Origin of the sequence: Hufsiella ginkgonis, assembly GCF_009834915.1 — a bacterium.
Classification (GTDB): Bacteria; Bacteroidota; Bacteroidia; order Sphingobacteriales; family Sphingobacteriaceae; genus Hufsiella; species Hufsiella ginkgonis.
This window is the reverse complement of the sequence record NZ_WVHS01000001.1, coordinates 143,502-161,896: the sequence shown is the minus strand read 5'-3', so window position 1 is coordinate 161,896 and position 18,395 is coordinate 143,502. Positions and strand designations below refer to the sequence as shown.

General features: G+C 47.2%; 15 protein-coding genes. 8 read left to right on the top strand and 7 right to left on the bottom strand.

The window, feature by feature from the left end; all coding sequences use genetic code 11:
- Positions 1–2 precede the first annotated feature (2 nt).
- Positions 3–755 carry a 3-keto-disaccharide hydrolase gene (locus tag GS398_RS00665; RefSeq protein ID WP_202405910.1) on the bottom strand — a complete coding sequence of 251 codons (753 nt, stop codon included), beginning with the start codon at positions 753–755 and terminating at the stop codon, positions 3–5.
- A 164-nt stretch (positions 756–919) separates the two neighbouring features.
- On the opposite strand from GS398_RS00665, the gene GS398_RS00660 reads away from it, so the two are divergent.
- Positions 920–4,105: a ligand-binding sensor domain-containing protein gene (locus tag GS398_RS00660; RefSeq protein ID WP_160904829.1), complete on the top strand. Its 3,186-nt coding sequence runs from the start codon at positions 920–922 to the stop codon at positions 4,103–4,105.
- A gap of 2 nt (positions 4,106–4,107) precedes the next feature.
- Complete coding sequence (locus tag GS398_RS00655; protein ID WP_160904828.1) at positions 4,108–4,884, top strand: response regulator transcription factor; 777 nt, start codon at positions 4,108–4,110, stop codon at positions 4,882–4,884.
- Between the two features lie 183 nt (positions 4,885–5,067).
- Here the strand turns inward: GS398_RS00655 and GS398_RS00650 are convergent, their stop codons facing one another.
- On the bottom strand, positions 5,068–6,459 hold the full coding sequence (locus tag GS398_RS00650) for an outer membrane protein assembly factor BamB family protein (protein WP_160904827.1): 1,392 nt from the start codon (positions 6,457–6,459) through the stop codon (positions 5,068–5,070).
- A 260-nt stretch (positions 6,460–6,719) separates the two neighbouring features.
- Between GS398_RS00650 and GS398_RS00645 the strand changes: the two genes are divergently transcribed.
- From GS398_RS00645 to GS398_RS00635, 3 genes are read left to right on the top strand one after another with little or no spacing between them, the layout of a single operon-like run.
- The gene (locus GS398_RS00645) at positions 6,720–8,477 is read left to right on the top strand and encodes a hydroxysqualene dehydroxylase (protein ID WP_160904826.1); all 1,758 of its coding nucleotides are present in this window, start codon (positions 6,720–6,722) and stop codon (positions 8,475–8,477) included.
- Positions 8,467–9,141 carry a DUF6989 domain-containing protein gene (locus tag GS398_RS00640; RefSeq protein WP_160904825.1) on the top strand — a complete coding sequence of 225 codons (675 nt, stop codon included), beginning with the start codon at positions 8,467–8,469 and terminating at the stop codon, positions 9,139–9,141. The genes GS398_RS00645 and GS398_RS00640 overlap by 11 nt, the downstream gene beginning before the upstream one ends.
- A gap of 16 nt (positions 9,142–9,157) precedes the next feature.
- Positions 9,158–10,561, top strand: a complete 1,404-nt coding sequence (locus tag GS398_RS00635) for a sensor histidine kinase (protein WP_160904824.1) — start codon at positions 9,158–9,160, stop codon at positions 10,559–10,561.
- 33 nt (positions 10,562–10,594) lie between these two features.
- Here GS398_RS00635 and GS398_RS00630 read toward each other — a convergent pair whose 3' ends face one another.
- The 5 genes from GS398_RS00630 to GS398_RS00610 form a co-directional block, all read right to left on the bottom strand.
- On the bottom strand, positions 10,595–11,185 hold the full coding sequence (locus GS398_RS00630) for a Crp/Fnr family transcriptional regulator (RefSeq protein ID WP_160904823.1): 591 nt from the start codon (positions 11,183–11,185) through the stop codon (positions 10,595–10,597).
- A 223-nt stretch (positions 11,186–11,408) separates the two neighbouring features.
- Positions 11,409–12,086 (bottom strand): peroxiredoxin-like family protein, encoded by a 678-nt coding sequence (locus GS398_RS00625; protein ID WP_160904822.1) that lies wholly within the window; start codon positions 12,084–12,086, stop codon positions 11,409–11,411.
- Between the two features lie 236 nt (positions 12,087–12,322).
- The gene (locus GS398_RS00620; RefSeq protein WP_160904821.1) at positions 12,323–12,850 is read right to left on the bottom strand and encodes a DinB family protein; all 528 of its coding nucleotides are present in this window, start codon (positions 12,848–12,850) and stop codon (positions 12,323–12,325) included.
- Between the two features lie 29 nt (positions 12,851–12,879).
- Entirely contained in the window at positions 12,880–13,203 is a 324-nt protein-coding gene (locus GS398_RS00615; protein WP_160904820.1) for an ArsR/SmtB family transcription factor, read from the bottom strand.
- Positions 13,184–13,636: an SRPBCC family protein gene (locus GS398_RS00610; protein ID WP_160904819.1), complete on the bottom strand. Its 453-nt coding sequence runs from the start codon at positions 13,634–13,636 to the stop codon at positions 13,184–13,186. Before GS398_RS00610 ends, GS398_RS00615 begins: the two co-directional genes overlap by 20 nt.
- Positions 13,637–13,849: 213 nt before the next feature.
- Between GS398_RS00610 and GS398_RS00605 the strand changes: the two genes are divergently transcribed.
- From GS398_RS00605 to GS398_RS00595, 3 genes are all read left to right on the top strand, one after another.
- Positions 13,850–14,404: a dihydrofolate reductase family protein gene (locus GS398_RS00605; protein ID WP_160904818.1), complete on the top strand. Its 555-nt coding sequence runs from the start codon at positions 13,850–13,852 to the stop codon at positions 14,402–14,404.
- Positions 14,405–14,733: 329 nt separating this feature from the next.
- The gene (locus GS398_RS00600; RefSeq protein ID WP_160904817.1) at positions 14,734–16,287 is read left to right on the top strand and encodes a D-arabinono-1,4-lactone oxidase; all 1,554 of its coding nucleotides are present in this window, start codon (positions 14,734–14,736) and stop codon (positions 16,285–16,287) included.
- Between the two features lie 9 nt (positions 16,288–16,296).
- Positions 16,297–18,384 carry a sensor histidine kinase gene (locus GS398_RS00595; RefSeq protein ID WP_160904816.1) on the top strand — a complete coding sequence of 696 codons (2,088 nt, stop codon included), beginning with the start codon at positions 16,297–16,299 and terminating at the stop codon, positions 18,382–18,384.
- Positions 18,385–18,395 lie beyond the last annotated feature (11 nt).

Below are 18,395 nucleotides of genomic sequence, written 5' to 3'. Positions count from 1 at the left end.
TGTTATTTTAATGTCCTGATTTTGATGTTGCGATAGCTCACTTCATTGCCATGGTCCTGCAGCAGGATATGGCCCTGGTCGGCTTCCCCGAAATCCTGCCACGTCTTATATTTGCTGATTTTCACCAATTCGCGGTATTCCGGCGATTTGCGCTCATATTCAAGCACTTTTACACCGTTCAGCCAATGTTCAACATGGTTGTTAGGGTACACGATCACTTTACCGGTATTCCATTCGCCGATCGGCCGGGTCGCTCCTGCTTTGGCCGATGTCTTGAGGTCATAAAGCGATGCCAGCGTACGGTTCCCGTCACGGCCCAGTTTAGCGTCGGGATGTACCTCGTCATCCAGTACCTGGTATTCTAAGCCTATCGCGGAAGCACCGGAATTTTCTTTGAGCGTTACAAAATATTTAACGCCGCTGTTAGCGCCCCTGGTCAGTTTGAAATCAAATACCAGCTCGAATGCGCTGTATTCGCCAAGTGTAACGATATCGCCCGCATTTTGCGATTCTGCTCCACCGGAGGCCTGGATGGTCAGCAAGCCGTCTTTCACGATCCATCCTTTGGCTGCCGCAGGGAAAGCAGCCATTTTGGCGCCCCGCCAGCCGGTGGTGGTTTTTCCGTCGAAAAGCAGTTGCCAGCCATCTTTCTTTTCTTTAGCGGTGAGGGTATTGTTTTGCGCCGCAGCCAGGTTAGCCGCAGCGATGAAAAGCATCGCAACGATCGATGCCAGGCAGTTCTTTTTAATGTTCATTTATCGTTTTTATGATCCGGAATCATTGGTTAGCAGGAACAAAGAAACAGACCCGCAACGGTATTATTTATTCAACCCTTTGCCGTTTTGTCTCAAACTAAATGTGAACAACGACTTATCCAGACCGTAACCTTCCTTTTTATCTATATTTGGGTTGACCAGTTATGCGCCCGGCCTATTATTTCGCTTACCTAAGCCTGTTGTTCCAGTTTGTTGCCTCCGTGTGTAACGGCCAGTATTATTTTAAGCGCTACCAGGTCGACGACGGATTGGCACATAACGCCGTGGTGACCATCCTGCAAGACAGTAAAGGCTTTATGTGGTTTGGCACCCGGGGCGGGCTAAACCGTTTTGACGGCTACAATTTTAAAGTTTACCGTAATCCCCATAATAAATTCGGCAGTATCGGCAATAATGTGATCACCGCACTCGCGGAAGACAAAGCCGGTATGTTATGGATCGCAACGGGAACCGGGATCTTTATGTATAATCCGTTTAGCGAAGCGGTAAGCCCGCTGGAAATCGCTCCGGCTTCTTATATAAGCCACCTTGTTATCGACCAGGAAAATAACGTCTGGTTCCTGGCCAACTATTCATTGTATAAATATGACCAGCGGCAAAAGAAGATCGAAAACCTGCATATCGGGGCATCTTGTTTGGCGATAGATCGCAAAATGAATATCTGGATGGGCGATAACGATGGCGTTGTCAGCACCTATCACCCGGGAAATAGATCGCTTTTCAATATCCGCGTGATCGGCAAAGATATACCGGGAAATATGCGGTCGATCAGTAAAATATATCCGTTAAGCGGCGGGGAAGTACTGGTAGGTTGCTTTAAACTAGGCTTAAAGAGCTATAACGTTAAAACCGGGGCGATCAAATCCTTGCCGCTCCGAAATAGTGAGAACACCGAGATCTATGTAAGAGACATTACTGCCGGCAGCGACCGGGAGTATTGGATCGCTACCGAATCGGGAATATTCGTGTACGACATGGTTACAGGCAAATGCCGGAATCTGCGAAAGCGGACCGGCGATCCTTATTCGCTAGGCGATAACGCGGTTTATGCCATCTGCAGGGATAACCAGGGAAGCATGTGGGCCGGCACTTATTTTGGAGGGGTGAACTATTATTCAAGGGAAAATGCGCGATTCGAGAAATATTACCCTGTAAAAGGCATTAATTCCATATCCGGCGAAGCCGTAAGAGCGATCTGTCCGGATAACAACGGAAATTTATGGATAGGAACGGAGGACGCCGGGGTTAATAAGCTGGATCCCCGCACCGGGCAATTTACCGTCTATAGTGCGACCGGTAGACCCGGAGATATATCCTACCATAATATTCATGGATTGCTGGCATTGGACAACCAGCTGTTTATCGGGCCGTTTTTTCATGGCATGGATATCATGGATATGCGTACGGGAAAGGTCACCGATCATTTCAAGTTCATTGGCGATAAAAGCGATAATGTCAGCGATTTCATCCATCACTTTTACTTAACCCGGGATAGCACCTTGCTGGTTGGTACCGCATACCAGGGATCGGGCCTGTTCGCTTATAACCGAACGCGTAAAGTGTTCAGCAGGATCACGCAAATACCTTATAACTCTTATGTGTTTAATATTTTAGAAGACAGCAAGGGAAACATCTGGACAAGCAGCTCCTCCCGGGGCGCATTTTATTATAATCCCGGGAACGGTCGCTCGGGCAATATGCGTTTCGGCGACAAGGTGAAGGGCAAGACCGTGAATGAAGCCTCTGTCCAGTATATTTTTGAAGACAGCAGCCACGCGATGTGGTTCGCTACGGCAGGCGAAGGGCTAATCAGGTTAAGCCCGGATTGGAAGACCATGAAAAAATTCTCGACGGTGAACGGCTTACCCAGCAACGTGCTGTTCTGCATACAGGAAGATAATTCGAAGCGTTTATGGATCAGCTCGTTAAAGGGGCTTATTTGTTTCGATCTGCGTACGGGGAAATGTAAAACCTATACACAATCGAACGGTCTGCTAACCGACCAGTTTAACTACAGCTCGGCATATAAAGACCCTTCCGGGAAGATGTATTTCGGTTCCGTAAAGGGAATGATCGCGTTCGACCCGGCTGAGTTCGATCAGAAAGACAGCTCTCCGCCTACTTACATCACGGGCTTCCAGCTGAACAACAAAGAGCTTGTACCTGGAATGAAGGACAGTCCCCTTAACCGGTCGATCTTATACACGGATACACTGGTGCTGGCACACGATCAGAACAATTTCAGTATCGAGTTCGCGGCGCTTAATTACTCGTCCACCAGGGTTACCAGGTATAAGTACATCATGCAGGGCGTAGAAAAGTACTGGACCTACCTTAACACCAACCGGAATGCCTATTTCACCGATCTCTCGCCAGGCGAATATACCTTTATGGTACGCGCGGAAAGTAATGTGGGCAGCTGGTCCGGCCGGGAGCGGCGCTTTTTTATCCGGATCTTACCCCCGTTCTGGCAAACTTACACGGCTTATATTGTTTATTTGGTACTGCTGGGAACTTGTATATACGTTTCCATCCGTTATTACCACCGGCAGCTTGAACGTAAAAACTTAAACCGGCTGCAACTATTCGAGTATGAAAAAAGGAAGGAAATTTATGAAGCCAAGATCGAGTTCTTCACCAATATCACCCACGAGATACAAACACCATTAACGCTGATAGTAGGGCCTGCACAACGACTGCTCAAAAAATCGGAGGAACTGCCCGGAATTAGGAGTAGCCTCCAGATGCTTTATAAGAACGCGATCCGGTTAACGGAACTAACCAGCCAATTGCTCGATTTCCGCAGAACGGAGATGAACCAATTCGGGCTGAACTTCGTTAATGTTGATATCGCTAACCTGCTTAAAGAGCAGATCGCGGTGTTTGACCAGGAGGCAAAAAAAGACCTGATCAGTTTAAACCTCGAGCTTCCGGAGAGCAGGGTCGTTTGTTTTGTAGACAGGGAAGCGTTTGTTAAAATATGCAGTAACCTGCTGTCTAACGCGGTTAAATATGCGGATACAACAGTCACCGTGTCGCTTATGCCTCCAACGGACAGGAACGAAGTGTTCTCTATCAGGTTCCGCAACGACGGCAAGGGCATTCCGGGGGAGTTTAAGGACCGGATATTCGAGCCTTTCTTTCGTTTAAGGGGGAGTGAGAAAGCGGGCACGGGCCTGGGTCTTTCGCTGGCCCAGTCCTTAACGCAGTTGCATAAAGGTTCGTTGACATTGATTTCGGGTGACCCCGACAGGATAATTTTTGAATTGACGTTGCCCGTACGTCAAGAAGTTGAGTTTAACCTGGGAAGCTGGAAAAAACGATTATAAACATGGCAGCCAGTATTTTAATTGTGGATGATAATGAAGATATCCTGCAGTTTTTAACAGAAGTGCTGGGAGATACGTACGACCTTCACCTGGCCACCGATGGCAAGATGGCGCAGGAAATTATGGATTACGAGGTGGTGGACCTGATCATCTCCGACATTATGATGCCGGAGGTCGACGGCTTCGAGCTATGCCGGCTGGTAAAGTCGAACGTAGAATATTGTCATATACCGGTAGTGCTGTTAACCGCACAAAATACTTATAAGGCTCATATCGAGGGATTGGAAGTCGGCGCCGATATTTATATTCAAAAGCCATTTTTGCCTGACTTGCTGGAGCTACAGATCGCCAACCTGCTGAGCAACCGGTTAAAAATAAAAGCGCATTTTGCCAGCTCGCCTTTCGAAGACGTGCGCGTAATGGCGCATTCGAAGATGGACGAAGCCTTCCTGAAAAAGTTGGACGAGTTTATTCGCAAAAACATCGAAGACCCCGACCTGGATATTGATCAGCTGGCCGAGCACATGAATATGAGCCGGCCAACGCTTTACCGAAAGATAAAATCCCTCTCGTCTTTATCGCCTAAAAATCTTATCAACATTACACGGTTAAAAAAAGCCGTCCGGCTGATCTCTCAAAACGAGTTCACCATGTTCGAAATCGCTAAAATGGTAGGATACACCTCTCAAAGCCGGTTCAATAAAAACTTTCAGCGATATTTTAAGGTCAGTCCTACTGGATATATCGACTCGTTAATTAAAGATGACGACGATAAATAAACGAAATTACCAGGTCCGGGCAGCCTGTACAGTACAGGTGCTAAACAAGTTGGCTGCTGCTCCGGCTCGCAAACGAAAGGGTTGTTAAAGTGAGCGATGGGCAGGGTCTCCTCATGATCGTGCCCGACCCCGGACGAATATCCCTGTTATCGCCGGGTAAAGCCGGGTAGGTTGTAGTTGTCCCTAATTAAGCGGGTTCATACCGCTGGTAGCCGGGTAGTACGTTTTTCCGCCTTTAAGCACAAGGATAAAGGGATTGAACACAAGCGTAAAATTGATCGATTTTAATTTGGCGCCTGTTGCCGTGCTGAAAACGCTGATTGCGGCATCGTTAGAATTGCCGGTAAAGATGTAGAGCTTATCATCGGCGATGGTTGCCTCGCTGCGATAGGTACCCGCAACGGACCAGTTGACCGCGCCGGTTGTTTTATCGAGTTTCGATATAACCGATCCCGAAACAACATAAATACCCGTGGCGTCGGCCAGGGCGATGTTGCCACCCACCGGTGTTTGCCAAACGATTGCGCCCGATGTAGTATTCACCGCCATCACATTGCCTGTTACGCCCGTTTGCGGATGCGTATAAACCGGCAGGCAGACCAGGTTGCCGGATACGGTCGGTGAGCCTATCACTCCATCATTAGGCTGTACCACCTGGCCGGGGAATTTCACTTGCCATTTCGCGGCACCTGTAACTGCATCTACCGCATACAGGTATCCTTCCCACACATTGTTGGAGGCATGTGACGCCACGTACACTATGCCGTCTTTTACCCTGGGTGAGGTGGTAAAGCCGCTGGTGGGGAAATCCCACTTAAGGTTTCCGTTACTCATATCGAGGGCGTATAAATGACCGTTCGTTACAGTATAAAGCAACCCGTTACTTACGGCGATGTTACCGGTACCTGAACGGGTCACGCTCCATAACGTAGCGCCGGTGACCGCATTTACGGCAACTGTTTTGGTGCTGGCTGTATAATAGAGCTTGTGCTGGTAGTGTAAAATAGCCGTTGCCCGCAATTGTACAGGTGCATCAGAGTTGGTCCATAATAATTTCCCGTCGCTTACTTTAGCGGCGTATAACTTATCCGCGCCGGCGAAAATCGTATCCCCGGAAACCGCAGGTACGGCAGATACCGGGTATCCGAATCTCCAGGAAACCGTACCGTTTTCATCCAGGCTAGAGAGCCCGTCGATGTAATTACCCGTAGTTAACAGGATTCGGTCGGGGGTAGGAAGTATCTTGAAACCGGCAGGGGTATAGGCTCCGCGTTTGTCGATCGCTACGACGTGACCATTATAGGTGGAGTCCGCATGCAGGCCGGTAAGCTTGTACTTGTTGGTCTTCAGGCCGGATATCACTTTGCGCCCGCTGATCTCTACGGCATACGTGATAGAGTCTCCGTCAGGGTCCGTCGTTGCGTTCCATTCCAGGTCTGCGGTAGCTGGTCCTCTCGACGTAACGGTAACCTGGAACGGCTCGGGGGCGCTATTATCTCCTTCAAAGGGGTCGTCTTCAGAGCAGGCGGTGGCTAGCAGCAGGAAAAGACAGGATAAGTAGATGATATTTTTCATAGCGGCAGAACATGTAAAAACCTTTGACCGGTAACATTTAAACACGGTGAATACGTTGAAGTTCGGAAAAAGAATTGATAACGGGCATAAATCGGGCGACAAATATTTCCTTCTGAAGAAGGAAAATTCACGGGATTTAACTTTGGTTCTATCCCTGAGTGAAGAAAATAATTAAAATTAATATATTTAGTTCAACAGTTCCAGGTTTATCAGCGACACCCATATATTGTGATGAAAATACTAGTTAACGATTAATTTGCATGACAAAAACGAAAGTAGCCATTCTGGGCGGGGGGATAGCCGGCATGAGCGCCGCCCATGAACTGGTAGAAAGGGGATTTGAAGTAGAAGTATTTGACAAGCACAGGTTGTATGCGGGCGGTAAGGCGCGCAGCGTAAATGTACCTGCGACCAATACTCCTGATCCTCACAAATATTTGCCCGGCGAACATGGTTTCCGTTTCTTTCCCGGTTTTTATAAGCATGTAACAGATACGATGAAACGGATCCCTTTTAATGGCCAAAAGGAAGGGGTATATGACAACCTGGTAGCCGTAACCCGCGCGGGGATCCTCAGGAACGGTCAAAACCCGATCTACACCCTGGTGAACTTTCCGAAATCGTTCGACGACTTACGGGTGATGATGCAAACCCTCCATGCGCATACGGGATTGACCGGTGAGGAGGAAAAGTTCTTTGCCGGGAAATTGTGGCAGTTAGCCACCACCTGTTATGAAAGAAGGGTTAACGAATACGAAAAGATCGGCTGGTGGCAATACCTTGAGGCGGACCGGTTCTCTAAAACGTACCAGGCGCTCCTGGTGCAGGGGATAACCCGCACGCTGGTGGCGGCAAACGCTAAAAAAGCCAGTACTAAAACAGGTGGCGACATTTTCCTGCAGCTGCTTTTTAATATGACGGACCCCGGTGTAAATACAGACAGGGTGTTAAACGGCCCGACTAACGATGCCTGGATAAACCCCTGGCTGGATTACCTGCGTTCAAAAGGAGTAATATACAACTTCAGCAAATCCGCCAAAAAGATCGAGATGGCTGATGGCAGGGTGGCAGGGGTTTGGGTAGAAGCGTATACCGATGGAGTCCCGAAAAGCGACCTGGTAACAGCTGATTACTACATTTTTGCCACGCCTGTGGAAGTAATGGCCGATCTTATTTCCGACGATGTGCTCCGGGCCGATCCTACCCTCCAGGGCATTAAAACCCTGGCCCCCAGCGTGGCGTGGATGAACGGAATACAGTTTTATCTTTCAGCCACGATAGATGTCGTACACGGCCATTGCATTTATTCGGATTCTCCCTGGGCCATTACGTCTATTTCGCAGCTCCAGTTTTGGAAAGATTATGATATAACGGCACGGTACGACGGCAAGGTACAAACCATATTATCGGTGGACATTTCAGACTGGGACGAACCCGGGATACTGGAAGCCACCGGTAAAAAACCGGCAAGGGATTGCAGTTATGAAGAGATTAAAAATGAAGTGTGGGCGCAGATGAAAGATTCGTTAAATGTAAACGAGAACATCGTGCTCAGGGACGAAGATCTCGTCCACTGGTATATCGACCACGATATCACCGTAAGCCACCAGCGGGAAGACAAGGATAAGGAGCCGCTATTGGTGAATACCATTAATTCATGGGATCTGCGGCCGCAGGCATATACGCATATCCCGAATCTCTTTTTGGCCTCAGATTATGTTCAGACGTATACCGACCTTGCTACCATGGAAGGGGCTAACGAGGCAGCAAGACGTGCCGTTAACGCCATTATCGAGGCTTCGGGGATAAAAGCGGCGCTTTGCGAAATATGGAACCTGCATGAGCCCGGCTTCCTGGCGGGCATGAGAGACACGGATCAAAAGCGATACGCGGAAGGGTTGCCTTATCAGTTTTACGAGCCATTGACATTCAGGTTGCTTGAAACAACGGTAAGGGTTTTTAAGAGACTATTCGGTGTTTCGGACCAGGAAGGTAAAACAACCGGCGATGCGCGATAAGCTTCTTCAAAAATTAAAAATAAAAGAGGTAAGGTTTATTGTAACCACCCTGGTATTGACGGTCGTCATCGCAGGGATCAGTGCGGCATTCAACTTAAGCTGGCGGTCGGGTTTTGTGCTTGCATTTGGTATGTATAGCTTATTGACATGGTTCGCGATAAACCGAAATGACCGTTTCCTGAAGAGATTGCTGGTATTCGGACTTGCGGCGGGTTTTACGGAACTTCTGGCGGATTGCTGGCTGGTGAGAAATACCGGTACGCTTATTTATACACCCGGCGAGCCGATGTTAGCATGCTCTCCCTTCTACATGCCTTTTGCCTGGGCCGTTCTGCTTATCCAGATCGGTTATTTAGGATGGCTGATCAGCCTTGATGAAAAACTGTGGAAAAGCATCCTGGCGACCGCGTTAATCGGCTTTGCGGTTATACCCTTATTTGAACACTGGGCCAAAGGAGCCGGCTGGTGGTATTACGTAAATTGTAAGATGATCGGTAATACGCCCTGGTACATTATTTTGGGCGAGGGGTTGATATGCAGCTTATTGCCGGTGTTTTTTACACAGATCCATCGCAGGCACTATTTACTTCAACTACCTATGGGGATTGTCCAGGGCCTTTGGATCTGGGTTTCTTATGTTGTCGCATTTAAACTGATCGGTTAATAACAGCAGCACGCATATGCTTCGAAGATGTATAGAATACTTTATCCCCAAACAGCTTGAGCCCGACAGCGAATATATGCGGCGGGCAGGGCTGATAGCTTATACCGTATTCATTACCGCAATATTTTCACTTTTCTATGTAAGTGTCAGCTGGATCACGGGCTTTTTTATGGGCATGGTGATTATGATGTGCTGCTTTTTATTAAATGCATGCCTGTTGCTGCTGCTAAAATGGGGCGTGAATTTACTAAAAGTAGCCAATGCCTATGGCTTTATCGGCGCTACGGCCGTTTACGGATGTATCTATTTTTCGGGCGGATTTAAGTCGCCGATCTTGCCCTGGCTGGCTTCATCTCCTATTGTCATCTTACTTATTGCAGGCAAAAAGAGCGGTTATGTATGGACGGGAATAGCCCTGTTAATCGTGGCGGCGTTAGGTATAATGGATTATAACGGGTTTCAATTTCCGCACGGTTATTCCAGGTCAAAAGAGTTTTTTTTGTTTTTCAGCGGCCATTTAGGGTTAGTGCTCATTATTTTCTTCATCGCGTTGATATTTGAAAACGCACGCATCAAGGCGTTTAAAGAAGTCAGTAAGCAAAAGGACAGCTTACAGGTTATGTTATCTGAGCTTAAATCTGCCCAGGACCAGCTTATCCAGTCGGAGAAAATGGCCTCCCTAGGCGAGCTTACCGCAGGCATCGCCCACGAGATCCAGAACCCGCTTAACTTTGTGAATAATTTCGCCGAAGTGAACATAGAAATGGTGGCCGAGCTTGAAGAAGAGCTTAAATCGGGGAATATAGAAGAATCCTTATCCCTGGTCTCAGCTATCGGGGGAAATGAGCAAAAGATCAGCCATCACGGCAAACGCGCCGATTTTATAATAAAGGGGATGCTGCAACACAGCCGTACCAGCACAGGTGAACGGCGGCCAACCAACGTCAACATTTTAGCGGATGAATTTTTAAAGCTTTCCTACCACGGCCTGCGCGCAAAAGACAATTCCTTCAACGCCGAAATGGTAACCCGCTTTGATCCGGATCTTCCAAAAGTAAACGTAGTACAGCAGGATATCGGGCGGGTCTTGCTCAATCTTTTTAATAACGGATTTTACGCAGTCAGGGAGAAGCAGAAAAACACTGGTGAAGATTACAAGCCCGTAATTGAAGTATCGACATCAGCCAGGAGCAGCTTCGTTGAAATTACGGTACAGGACAATGGCAACGGCATTCCCGATGCCATTAAAGATAAGATCATGCAGCCATTTTTTACGACGAAGCCCACCGGAGAAGGAACAGGATTGGGCTTATCGCTAAGTTATGATATTATCGTAAAAGGACATAACGGCAGCATTAATATGGCGAGCGCGTTAGGTGAATATACCAGGTTTACCATCAGGCTTCCCTTAAAAGAATAGCGCTGCCTGCTGAACGCGGTAAAGTGAACCAGGTTAACTGTTTTTAGCAACTCGCTTATTGCGAAGCTTGGAGAGATATTCTGTAGTCATCCCAAGAAAGGAAGCCAGGGCGTATTGAGGAATGCGTTGCATCAGTTGCGGGTATTTTTCCTGGAAGTGCTCAAAGCGCTCTTCTGCGGATTTGGTAAGTCCGGTCGTGATCCGGCGCTGCATATATGCAGTGGAACTCTCGGCTATTACGCGGAAATAAGTTTCATATGTATGGTTAAGCGATTTCAACTTCTTTTCATTATCGAAACTAATTGCTAATAATGTACAGTCTTCCAATGCCATAACAAACATAGTGGCCGGTTGCTGGTAGATGTAGCTGTTATAATCAGATATCCACCAGTCTTCAATAGCCAGTTGGATAGTGTGGTCTTGCCCTTTATCACCAATAACATATGCCCTTAACGCTCCTTTAAGTACATAGTACCTGCTTTTCGCGGTAAAATTAGGCTGGATAATAAATTGCCGTTTTTTTGCTTTTACGACTTGAAAATGATTGCAAAATATTTCCAGCTCATCTTCCGTAAGAATAACTCGGTCTAAAACATGCTTTTTTAAACTATCGTAATGGTGCATTATAAACAGGCATTAAGTTTAGTTGAAAGGTAGCGGCAATTTACACATAATTGATGGCCTGCTTTTTTACCGGTTGGCAATCTATGTATTAAATAGAAAACCGCCCCATAATTGACTTATGAGACGACTTCTTTGCAGTAGACGCTATCTACTACGCGATAGCAGGAGTGCTGGATTATTTACTTAAATCTTTGTCAGGCCTCCATCTGCTACCAAATAAATCTTATTTGTTTGTCGTTAATGCCTTTAATGCTTCCAATATTTCGGCAGGCTCTACCCTGTGCCTGTAATCGGCACCTGCTGATTTTGCAAATGCGATCTTTCCGTCCTGGCTAACGATATAGACCGCCGGAACCGGGAGCTCCACGATATCGCCGTCATTGAAAGAACTGAAATCTACGCCCAGCTTTAACGCCTCGGAAGTCGATGCCTCCGAATTGATGAAAGTCTGCACATATTGTTTAGCAACGCTGTTATGGCTATCGCTCAAAACCTCGAATTCCAGTTTGTTCTTTTCTTTGGTACTTAACGAGTGATCTGGCAATTGAGGGGATATAGCAAACAAATTAGCTCCATAGGATTTAATTTGTTTAAGTATGCGTTGATAAGTGCTGAGCGCAAGGTTACAATACGGGCACCACACACCGCGGTAAAACGTAATGATAACCGGCCCCTCTGCTAAAAAGTCCTCCAAGGCGATACGCTTTCCCACAGCATTGGGCAATTCGAACATCGGCGCGGAATCACCTGCCTTTAATCTCAACGGGTCTTTAAGTTCTCTATCCATTCTTTCGGAATCAGCATCCCAAACCTCCAGGGAATCGGCTGGGAAGCCGTTGCTCATTTCATCGCGAAGGGTGGCATACTCTTCATTGTAAACGGGGATTTTCTCTTGTGTCATTTTTAGTTTCAGTTTATATTCACACTTATATAAGTTGCAGGAGCCTATCATAATAGATCCACAACCAAATCTTGCACAGGCAAAGTTCGAGGGTAAATGCTGGTCTAAAAATGAACTGGATTAGGAAAAATGGTTGAACCAGGTTAATATTCCGGCCCTTCAAAATGAGAGGTACAGGTAGTTCCCCGGAGGTGCTCAGCCGGCGACGTAGTGCAGAAACAGGTCGTCTCTAAAGGCTAAAATAACTTTTCCTGTGGTGGGGTGACGCCTGCCAGTCGAAGATACACCGTGGTTTGGCCCCGGTGATGTACCTGGTGTTCAAAAACCTTCGCCAACGCAATTCGTTTAGACATATCAAAACTTCCCGGCATTTTAACAGGGTTATCCAGTTGCGCGTCAGACAGTTTTATAATCTCACCGATCACGAAATCATAACTGGCCAGCACGATCTTGATCACATTGGCTTTGGATTTTCCGCCGGTTTTTTCCCATATTCCCAGTTCAAACGGGCTTTGTATGCCCAGCGCGGCAGCGGCGAGGCCGTAATTGGCATCTGCCAGGTGTAAATTTTGCGCTGCGAAAGAGCGTATTTCCGGCGTGGGCTTTAACGCGTAGCTCCTTTCCGGCATGGCGTCCAGGTATTCCTTTGTATAGGCTTTCGACCGTTCCCATTCCTTTACCAGCTCGGCTGTTTTTACCTGCGCGATGGCGAATTGCCCCGCTATGACCAGGCCTGTTGCGATTGTTAAACGTTTAATTTTCATGTTTTTTAAATTTAAAAGAGTATTCGATTTTAATTAGGCAGTTTGCTGTTTAATAAAATTTCCAGTTTTTTCAGTTTTGATGTCCAGAATTCATCGAAGTAGTTCAGCCAGGCCTGCAGCTCTTCGAAGCCGTCCTTTTTGAGCGTGCAATAGCGTTCCCGCCCGATATCCTGTATGGATATAAACCCGGCAGTCTCCAATATTTTCACATGCTTGGAAACGGCAGGGCGGCTCATGTCGAAATTATCTGCCAGGCTGTTGATCGTCAAACTATCCCCGGAGAGCAGCATCAGCATCTTACGCCGGCTGGGATCCCCGATGACCTGGAAGGTATCAAGCGTGGGAATGGCCATTGGATTCAGGATTTAAAAGTCTTTCGATATTCTGGAATTTCTCCGGCCAGCCGTGCAACAGGCCATGATACATGTCGAGGTTCTGTTCCTGGTTGAAGCCACGGTGATCGAGGAATACTTCGGTGCCGTTTTCCCTGGGTTCCAGCTGCCAGGTCACCACCGATTCCAGCGTGATCCGTCCTTCGCCCGGCCCGCAGTTCCAGGAATAGCTTAAAGTTTTGAAGGGTTCGATATTCAGCACCTTGCAGTAAAAGACGCCGTCGAAATTCAGGTTAGCTCTCCCGCCGGTACGAAATTGAAATTCATGCCCAACGACGGGCTGAAAATCATTTTTCATGAGCCACTGCCCCATGAGCGCGGAATTTGTGAGGTACTCCCAAACCGTCTCTACGGGATGGGCGAAAAAATACTGGTGTTTAATAATTTTTGCCATATGAGTAACTTTGAAGTTACGCAAATATATAGGTAACTTGTGAGTTACACAAATTTATTTGATCTTTTCCCGGTTCAGAGCCGCAAACAGGGCGGGTGCTAATGGGTACCAAAAAGTTTAACTTTTATGTACGGGGTGTATGTGGCTTAAAACACCCTTTTTTTGTCGCGGGTAACCCTGACCCGTATGAGGCGCGTCACTTATTTTTGTAGTATGAGAAAGGTATCATTTGGTATGAACATTAGCCTGGATGGCTATTGCGACCACACCCTGGGCGAACCAAGCGAAGAGCTTATGGAGTATTTCACTGCCATGATGGATGATGTAGACCTGCTCTTTTATGGTCGCGTTATGTATCAGCTTATGTTTCCCTACTGGGCCGATGTTGCAAAAGACCGTTCCGGTTCTGCCGCTGAAGTCCGATTCGCCGAAAGGCTGGTCTCCATTGATAAGGTAGTAGTGTCGCGGTCCCTGGAAAACGCGGACGGCAATACAACGATCATCCGGAACGACCCGGCAGCTGAACTACTGAAACTGAAACAGCAGCCCGGCAAAACGATTTCGGTGGACACCGTAAGCATGTTGCCGGAACTGATGGCCGCGGGCCTGGTCGATGAATTTCATTTAGTGGTGCACCCGGTCATTGCGGGCGGTGGAAGACATTTACTCGATACCGGCAGCCTCCCGGAGACTCTTAAGCTGGCACTGGTAGAAACGCAGATCTTCAAAAACGGCTGCGTAGCACTTTACTACCGCAAAAGGGAATAATGTTAATTAATTGAAAAGGTAGAACAGCGGACAAGCCGCGGCATGACCCTGGCGACATCTTCCAGGTGATCCGGGTATTTAAGAAACTGATCCGTAAATGTGAAGGTTAGTAGTAAAACTGAAGCTATGGCCGGGAGGCAGCTGCACAACGCATAGATGGCTTTTTCATATGTTTCATATTCTTTCAAATTGATTCAGCGAATCTGGTTTGATATGTTTCGGATTCATTCTATTATCAACAGACGATCTAAAAATATATTTATGCCTCGCAGGAGAGTGGATTTTTTTGGATATATTTATTTCTAAATATTACCTCCAAAACTCTTATCATGAATCCGATTACAACCATCAGTACAGTTACGGTAGGCGGCGTAAATTACTATTTACCGCAGACCATTGCAGACTTAACGGCAATCGTTTCGGACGCTACCGCTGCTAATAAAAAAATAAGCATGCGTGGTTCGGGGCATTCTTTTCCGCTGATCCCAAACCAGGAAGCCGGCGATTATGGAAATACTACATACCTGCTATTGTCCTATTTCAACTCGGTTTCTTTTAACGACGAGGCCATGCAGGTCACGGTTGGCGGCGGTTGCCATTTAGGCTATGATCCGTACGACCCGACCCCTGAATCGACCGGCGTAAAATCGACGGATGCGAATAGCTTATTTACGCAAGTATTTGATCACGGTTGGGCCATTCCTGAAATGGGGGGTATAAAGCATCAAACGGTCGGCGGTTTTCTTTCCACAGGTTCGTCGGGCGGCTCCTTAAAATACTCGTTCGACGAGATGATCGAAAGCATTACACTGCTTACCGCCGAAAGCACCCCGCAATTGCGGACATTTTCTATTAACGATCCAGACACGGATAGCTTTTATGCCGCCGGTATCGCCCTGGGAATGTTCGGAATAATCGTGTCCGTAACGTTTAACTGCGTTGCCACATTCAATATTAGAGGTGCGGAAACGGCTACTTATGCCAAAGATTGTCCCATCGATCTGTTCGGCTCCAGCTCCACGAACCTTCAAAGCTTTTTCGAGCATACGGATTATGCCCGGCTAATGTGGTGGCCACAGCTTAACGTGCAGAAAATGGTGGTATGGCAGGCAAGCCAGATCCCTCCTGAAGATGGTTTTACTCCCAAACCCTACGAGGAAGTAAGACCGCTTATCCTCGGGTCGGAAGATCCGCTTACAGCCGCCGCAGGGCTTCTCTATTCTTCCATTGGTTATTGGCCCGAATGGTTTTTAAAAGTATTTAAAAACGTGCCCGGGGTGAGCCTGGCCGCCGACGAGATCACCAACCTTTTTTATCCCCATATATTACCGGCCATACTTGACGTGTTCGTAAACGTAGGCGAGAATCAACCGTTCCAGGATTATTGGCATACCGGTTTATGTATGGATAATGAAATGGACGATAAACTGCTCCCGGTAAAATTTACGGAAATATGGATCCCGATGGACAGCGCCCAGGAAGTCATGCTTGCATTACAAAGCTTCTATGGTGTTAACGGGCAAAATACGGCCAATACCGGCTACTTCAGCGTCGAAATTTACGGCGCCAAAGCAAGTAAGTTCTGGATGAGCCCTTCTTATGGGAGTGATATGGTACGTGTGGATGTGTTCTGGTTTGCCAAGACGGACAAAGATCCCGTGAAAGAGCTTTTTCAAAATTATTGGGACGCGCTGGAAAGTCTCAACTTCCGGTGCCACTGGGGAAAATACCTGCCCCAGGTTTTAAATGGTAAACCCAATGGCGGCGAATATTTGCTATCCCAATATCCCAATTTCAACAAATGGAATGCGATCAGGCAATCGTTGGATCCTCAGGGTATTTTCATTAGCCAGTATTGGCAAAATCAATTAGGGTTATCCTGATTTTCTCATATGCGAATCGCGCGGACCATATTTATCGCATTAGGCTGTGCCATCTGGGCATTGCGTTGTTCGGCGCAGCCGGTAATCGTAGCGGATGCGAAGGATAAAAAGCTAGCTATCGCAAAAAGCGTCGCTCTTTTTCTCGATACTACCGGCCGCCTCTCGTATAAAGACGTTTCATCCGCGGCCTTTCAGCATCAGTTTGCGGCATGCCGACAAGACGTACCGGATTTTGGTATACAAACGGCGCCGGTGTGGTGCCGGTTTTCTATTAAAAACGCTTGCGGGGAAAAGCTATATTTAAAATTGGATAATACCGAACTGGAATGGATCGATCTGTATACTTCCGTAAATAATTCTGTTCTAAAAGCATCCCTATCGGCTTACCGGCATTTCAGCCGGCGTGACCTGTCCATCAACAAGAATATATTTTTGCTCGACATCCCGAAAGACAGTACCAGGCGTTTTTATCTCCGGGTAAAAACGAGTACAGGACTGCAGTTCCCCATCTACCTGTTGACCAATGAAAGCCTCATCAGCTCAGCCCAGCAGACCGGTATTTTTGACGGCATCTACATTGGATTCATGGTATTGATGATCTTATACAACTTATTCATCTATACTTCGCTCAGGGATAGGGCGTACTTGTTTTATGTGCTGTACGTCGTTTTTATCACCTTGACCAACCTGATAGAACAAGGGCTTGCCTTTCAATATTTATGGCCCGGCGCCCCGCAATTGAACAGGTATGTGAACGTTATCGGTTGTTTTGCAGGAAGTTTTGCTATTTTATTTACCGCCGAGTTTTTGCAGACCAGGAAGAACGCAAAGGGCATACACCGGTTTTTTCATGTGCTTATTTTCGGCTACTGCATCAATATTATTTTCATACTTTGCGGGTACAGGTTTTGGGGGATGATCATAGCGGAGCTGGTATCGATGCTGGGTGTCGTTTCACTCTTTATCACCGGCATCATTTTATACCGCCGAGGGTATAAGCCGGCAAAATATTACCTGTTCGCCTGGACTATTCTATTGATCGGCGTATCGGTCTTTCTATTGAAGGACTACAGCATCGTGCCGTATAACCCGTTAACCGTAAGCGCGCTAAGGATCGGTTCCGCTATCGAAGCTTTGTTACTTTCATTCGCGCTTGCCAATAAGATAAATATCTACCGGGAAGAAAAAGAAGCGGCGCAGGCAGAAGCCTTTAACCAGCTAAACGCAAATAAAAAACTGGTACTGGAGCAGAACCTGGCACTTGAAGGTAAAGTCGCTGAACGCACCAGGGAACTGAACCATTCGCTTCAGGAACTAAAGAGCACGCAGACACAACTGATACAGTCGGAAAAAATGGCCAGTCTGGGGGAATTTACCGCAGGTATTGCCCACGAAATGCAAAACCCTCTTAATTTCGTCAATAACTTTTCGGAGGTAAGCGTCGAACTGCTCGAAGAATTGAAGCAGGAAGCCGAAACGGGTAATACCCGTGACGTATTAATTATAGCCCATGACCTGAAGCAGAACCTGGACAAAATTCACCACCATGGCCAGCGGGCAGGCAGCATCGTAAAAAGCATGCTCGAACATTCCCGGGTTTCAAGCGGACGAAAAGAACCCGCTGATTTAAATAAATTAACGGGCGAATACCTTCTACTGGCCTATCATGGCATACGGGGAAAAGACAAGTCATTTAACGCCGACCTGGTCACGCATTTAGAAGAAGACCTGCCTAACGTCCCGGTAGTCGCACAAGATATCGGGAGGGTACTGCTCAACCTGTATAACAATGCCTTTTATGCGATACAGCAAAAGCAAAAGACCGCAGGGGCGGATTACCAGCCCTGTGTGGAGGTGCGCACTATGCACCGTGCCGGTAGGGTTAACATTTGCGTAAAGGATAACGGTACCGGCATCCCTGAAGCGATCCGCGACAAAATAATGCAGCCTTTTTTTACAACCAAACCCACAGGTGAAGGAACGGGACTGGGATTATCCTTAAGCTATGATATTGTCGTGAAAGGGCATGGCGGAAGCATGATCGTCGATACGCGGGAAAACGACTTTACGGAGTTTGTTATAGAAATACCTATTTAATACTGTCATGG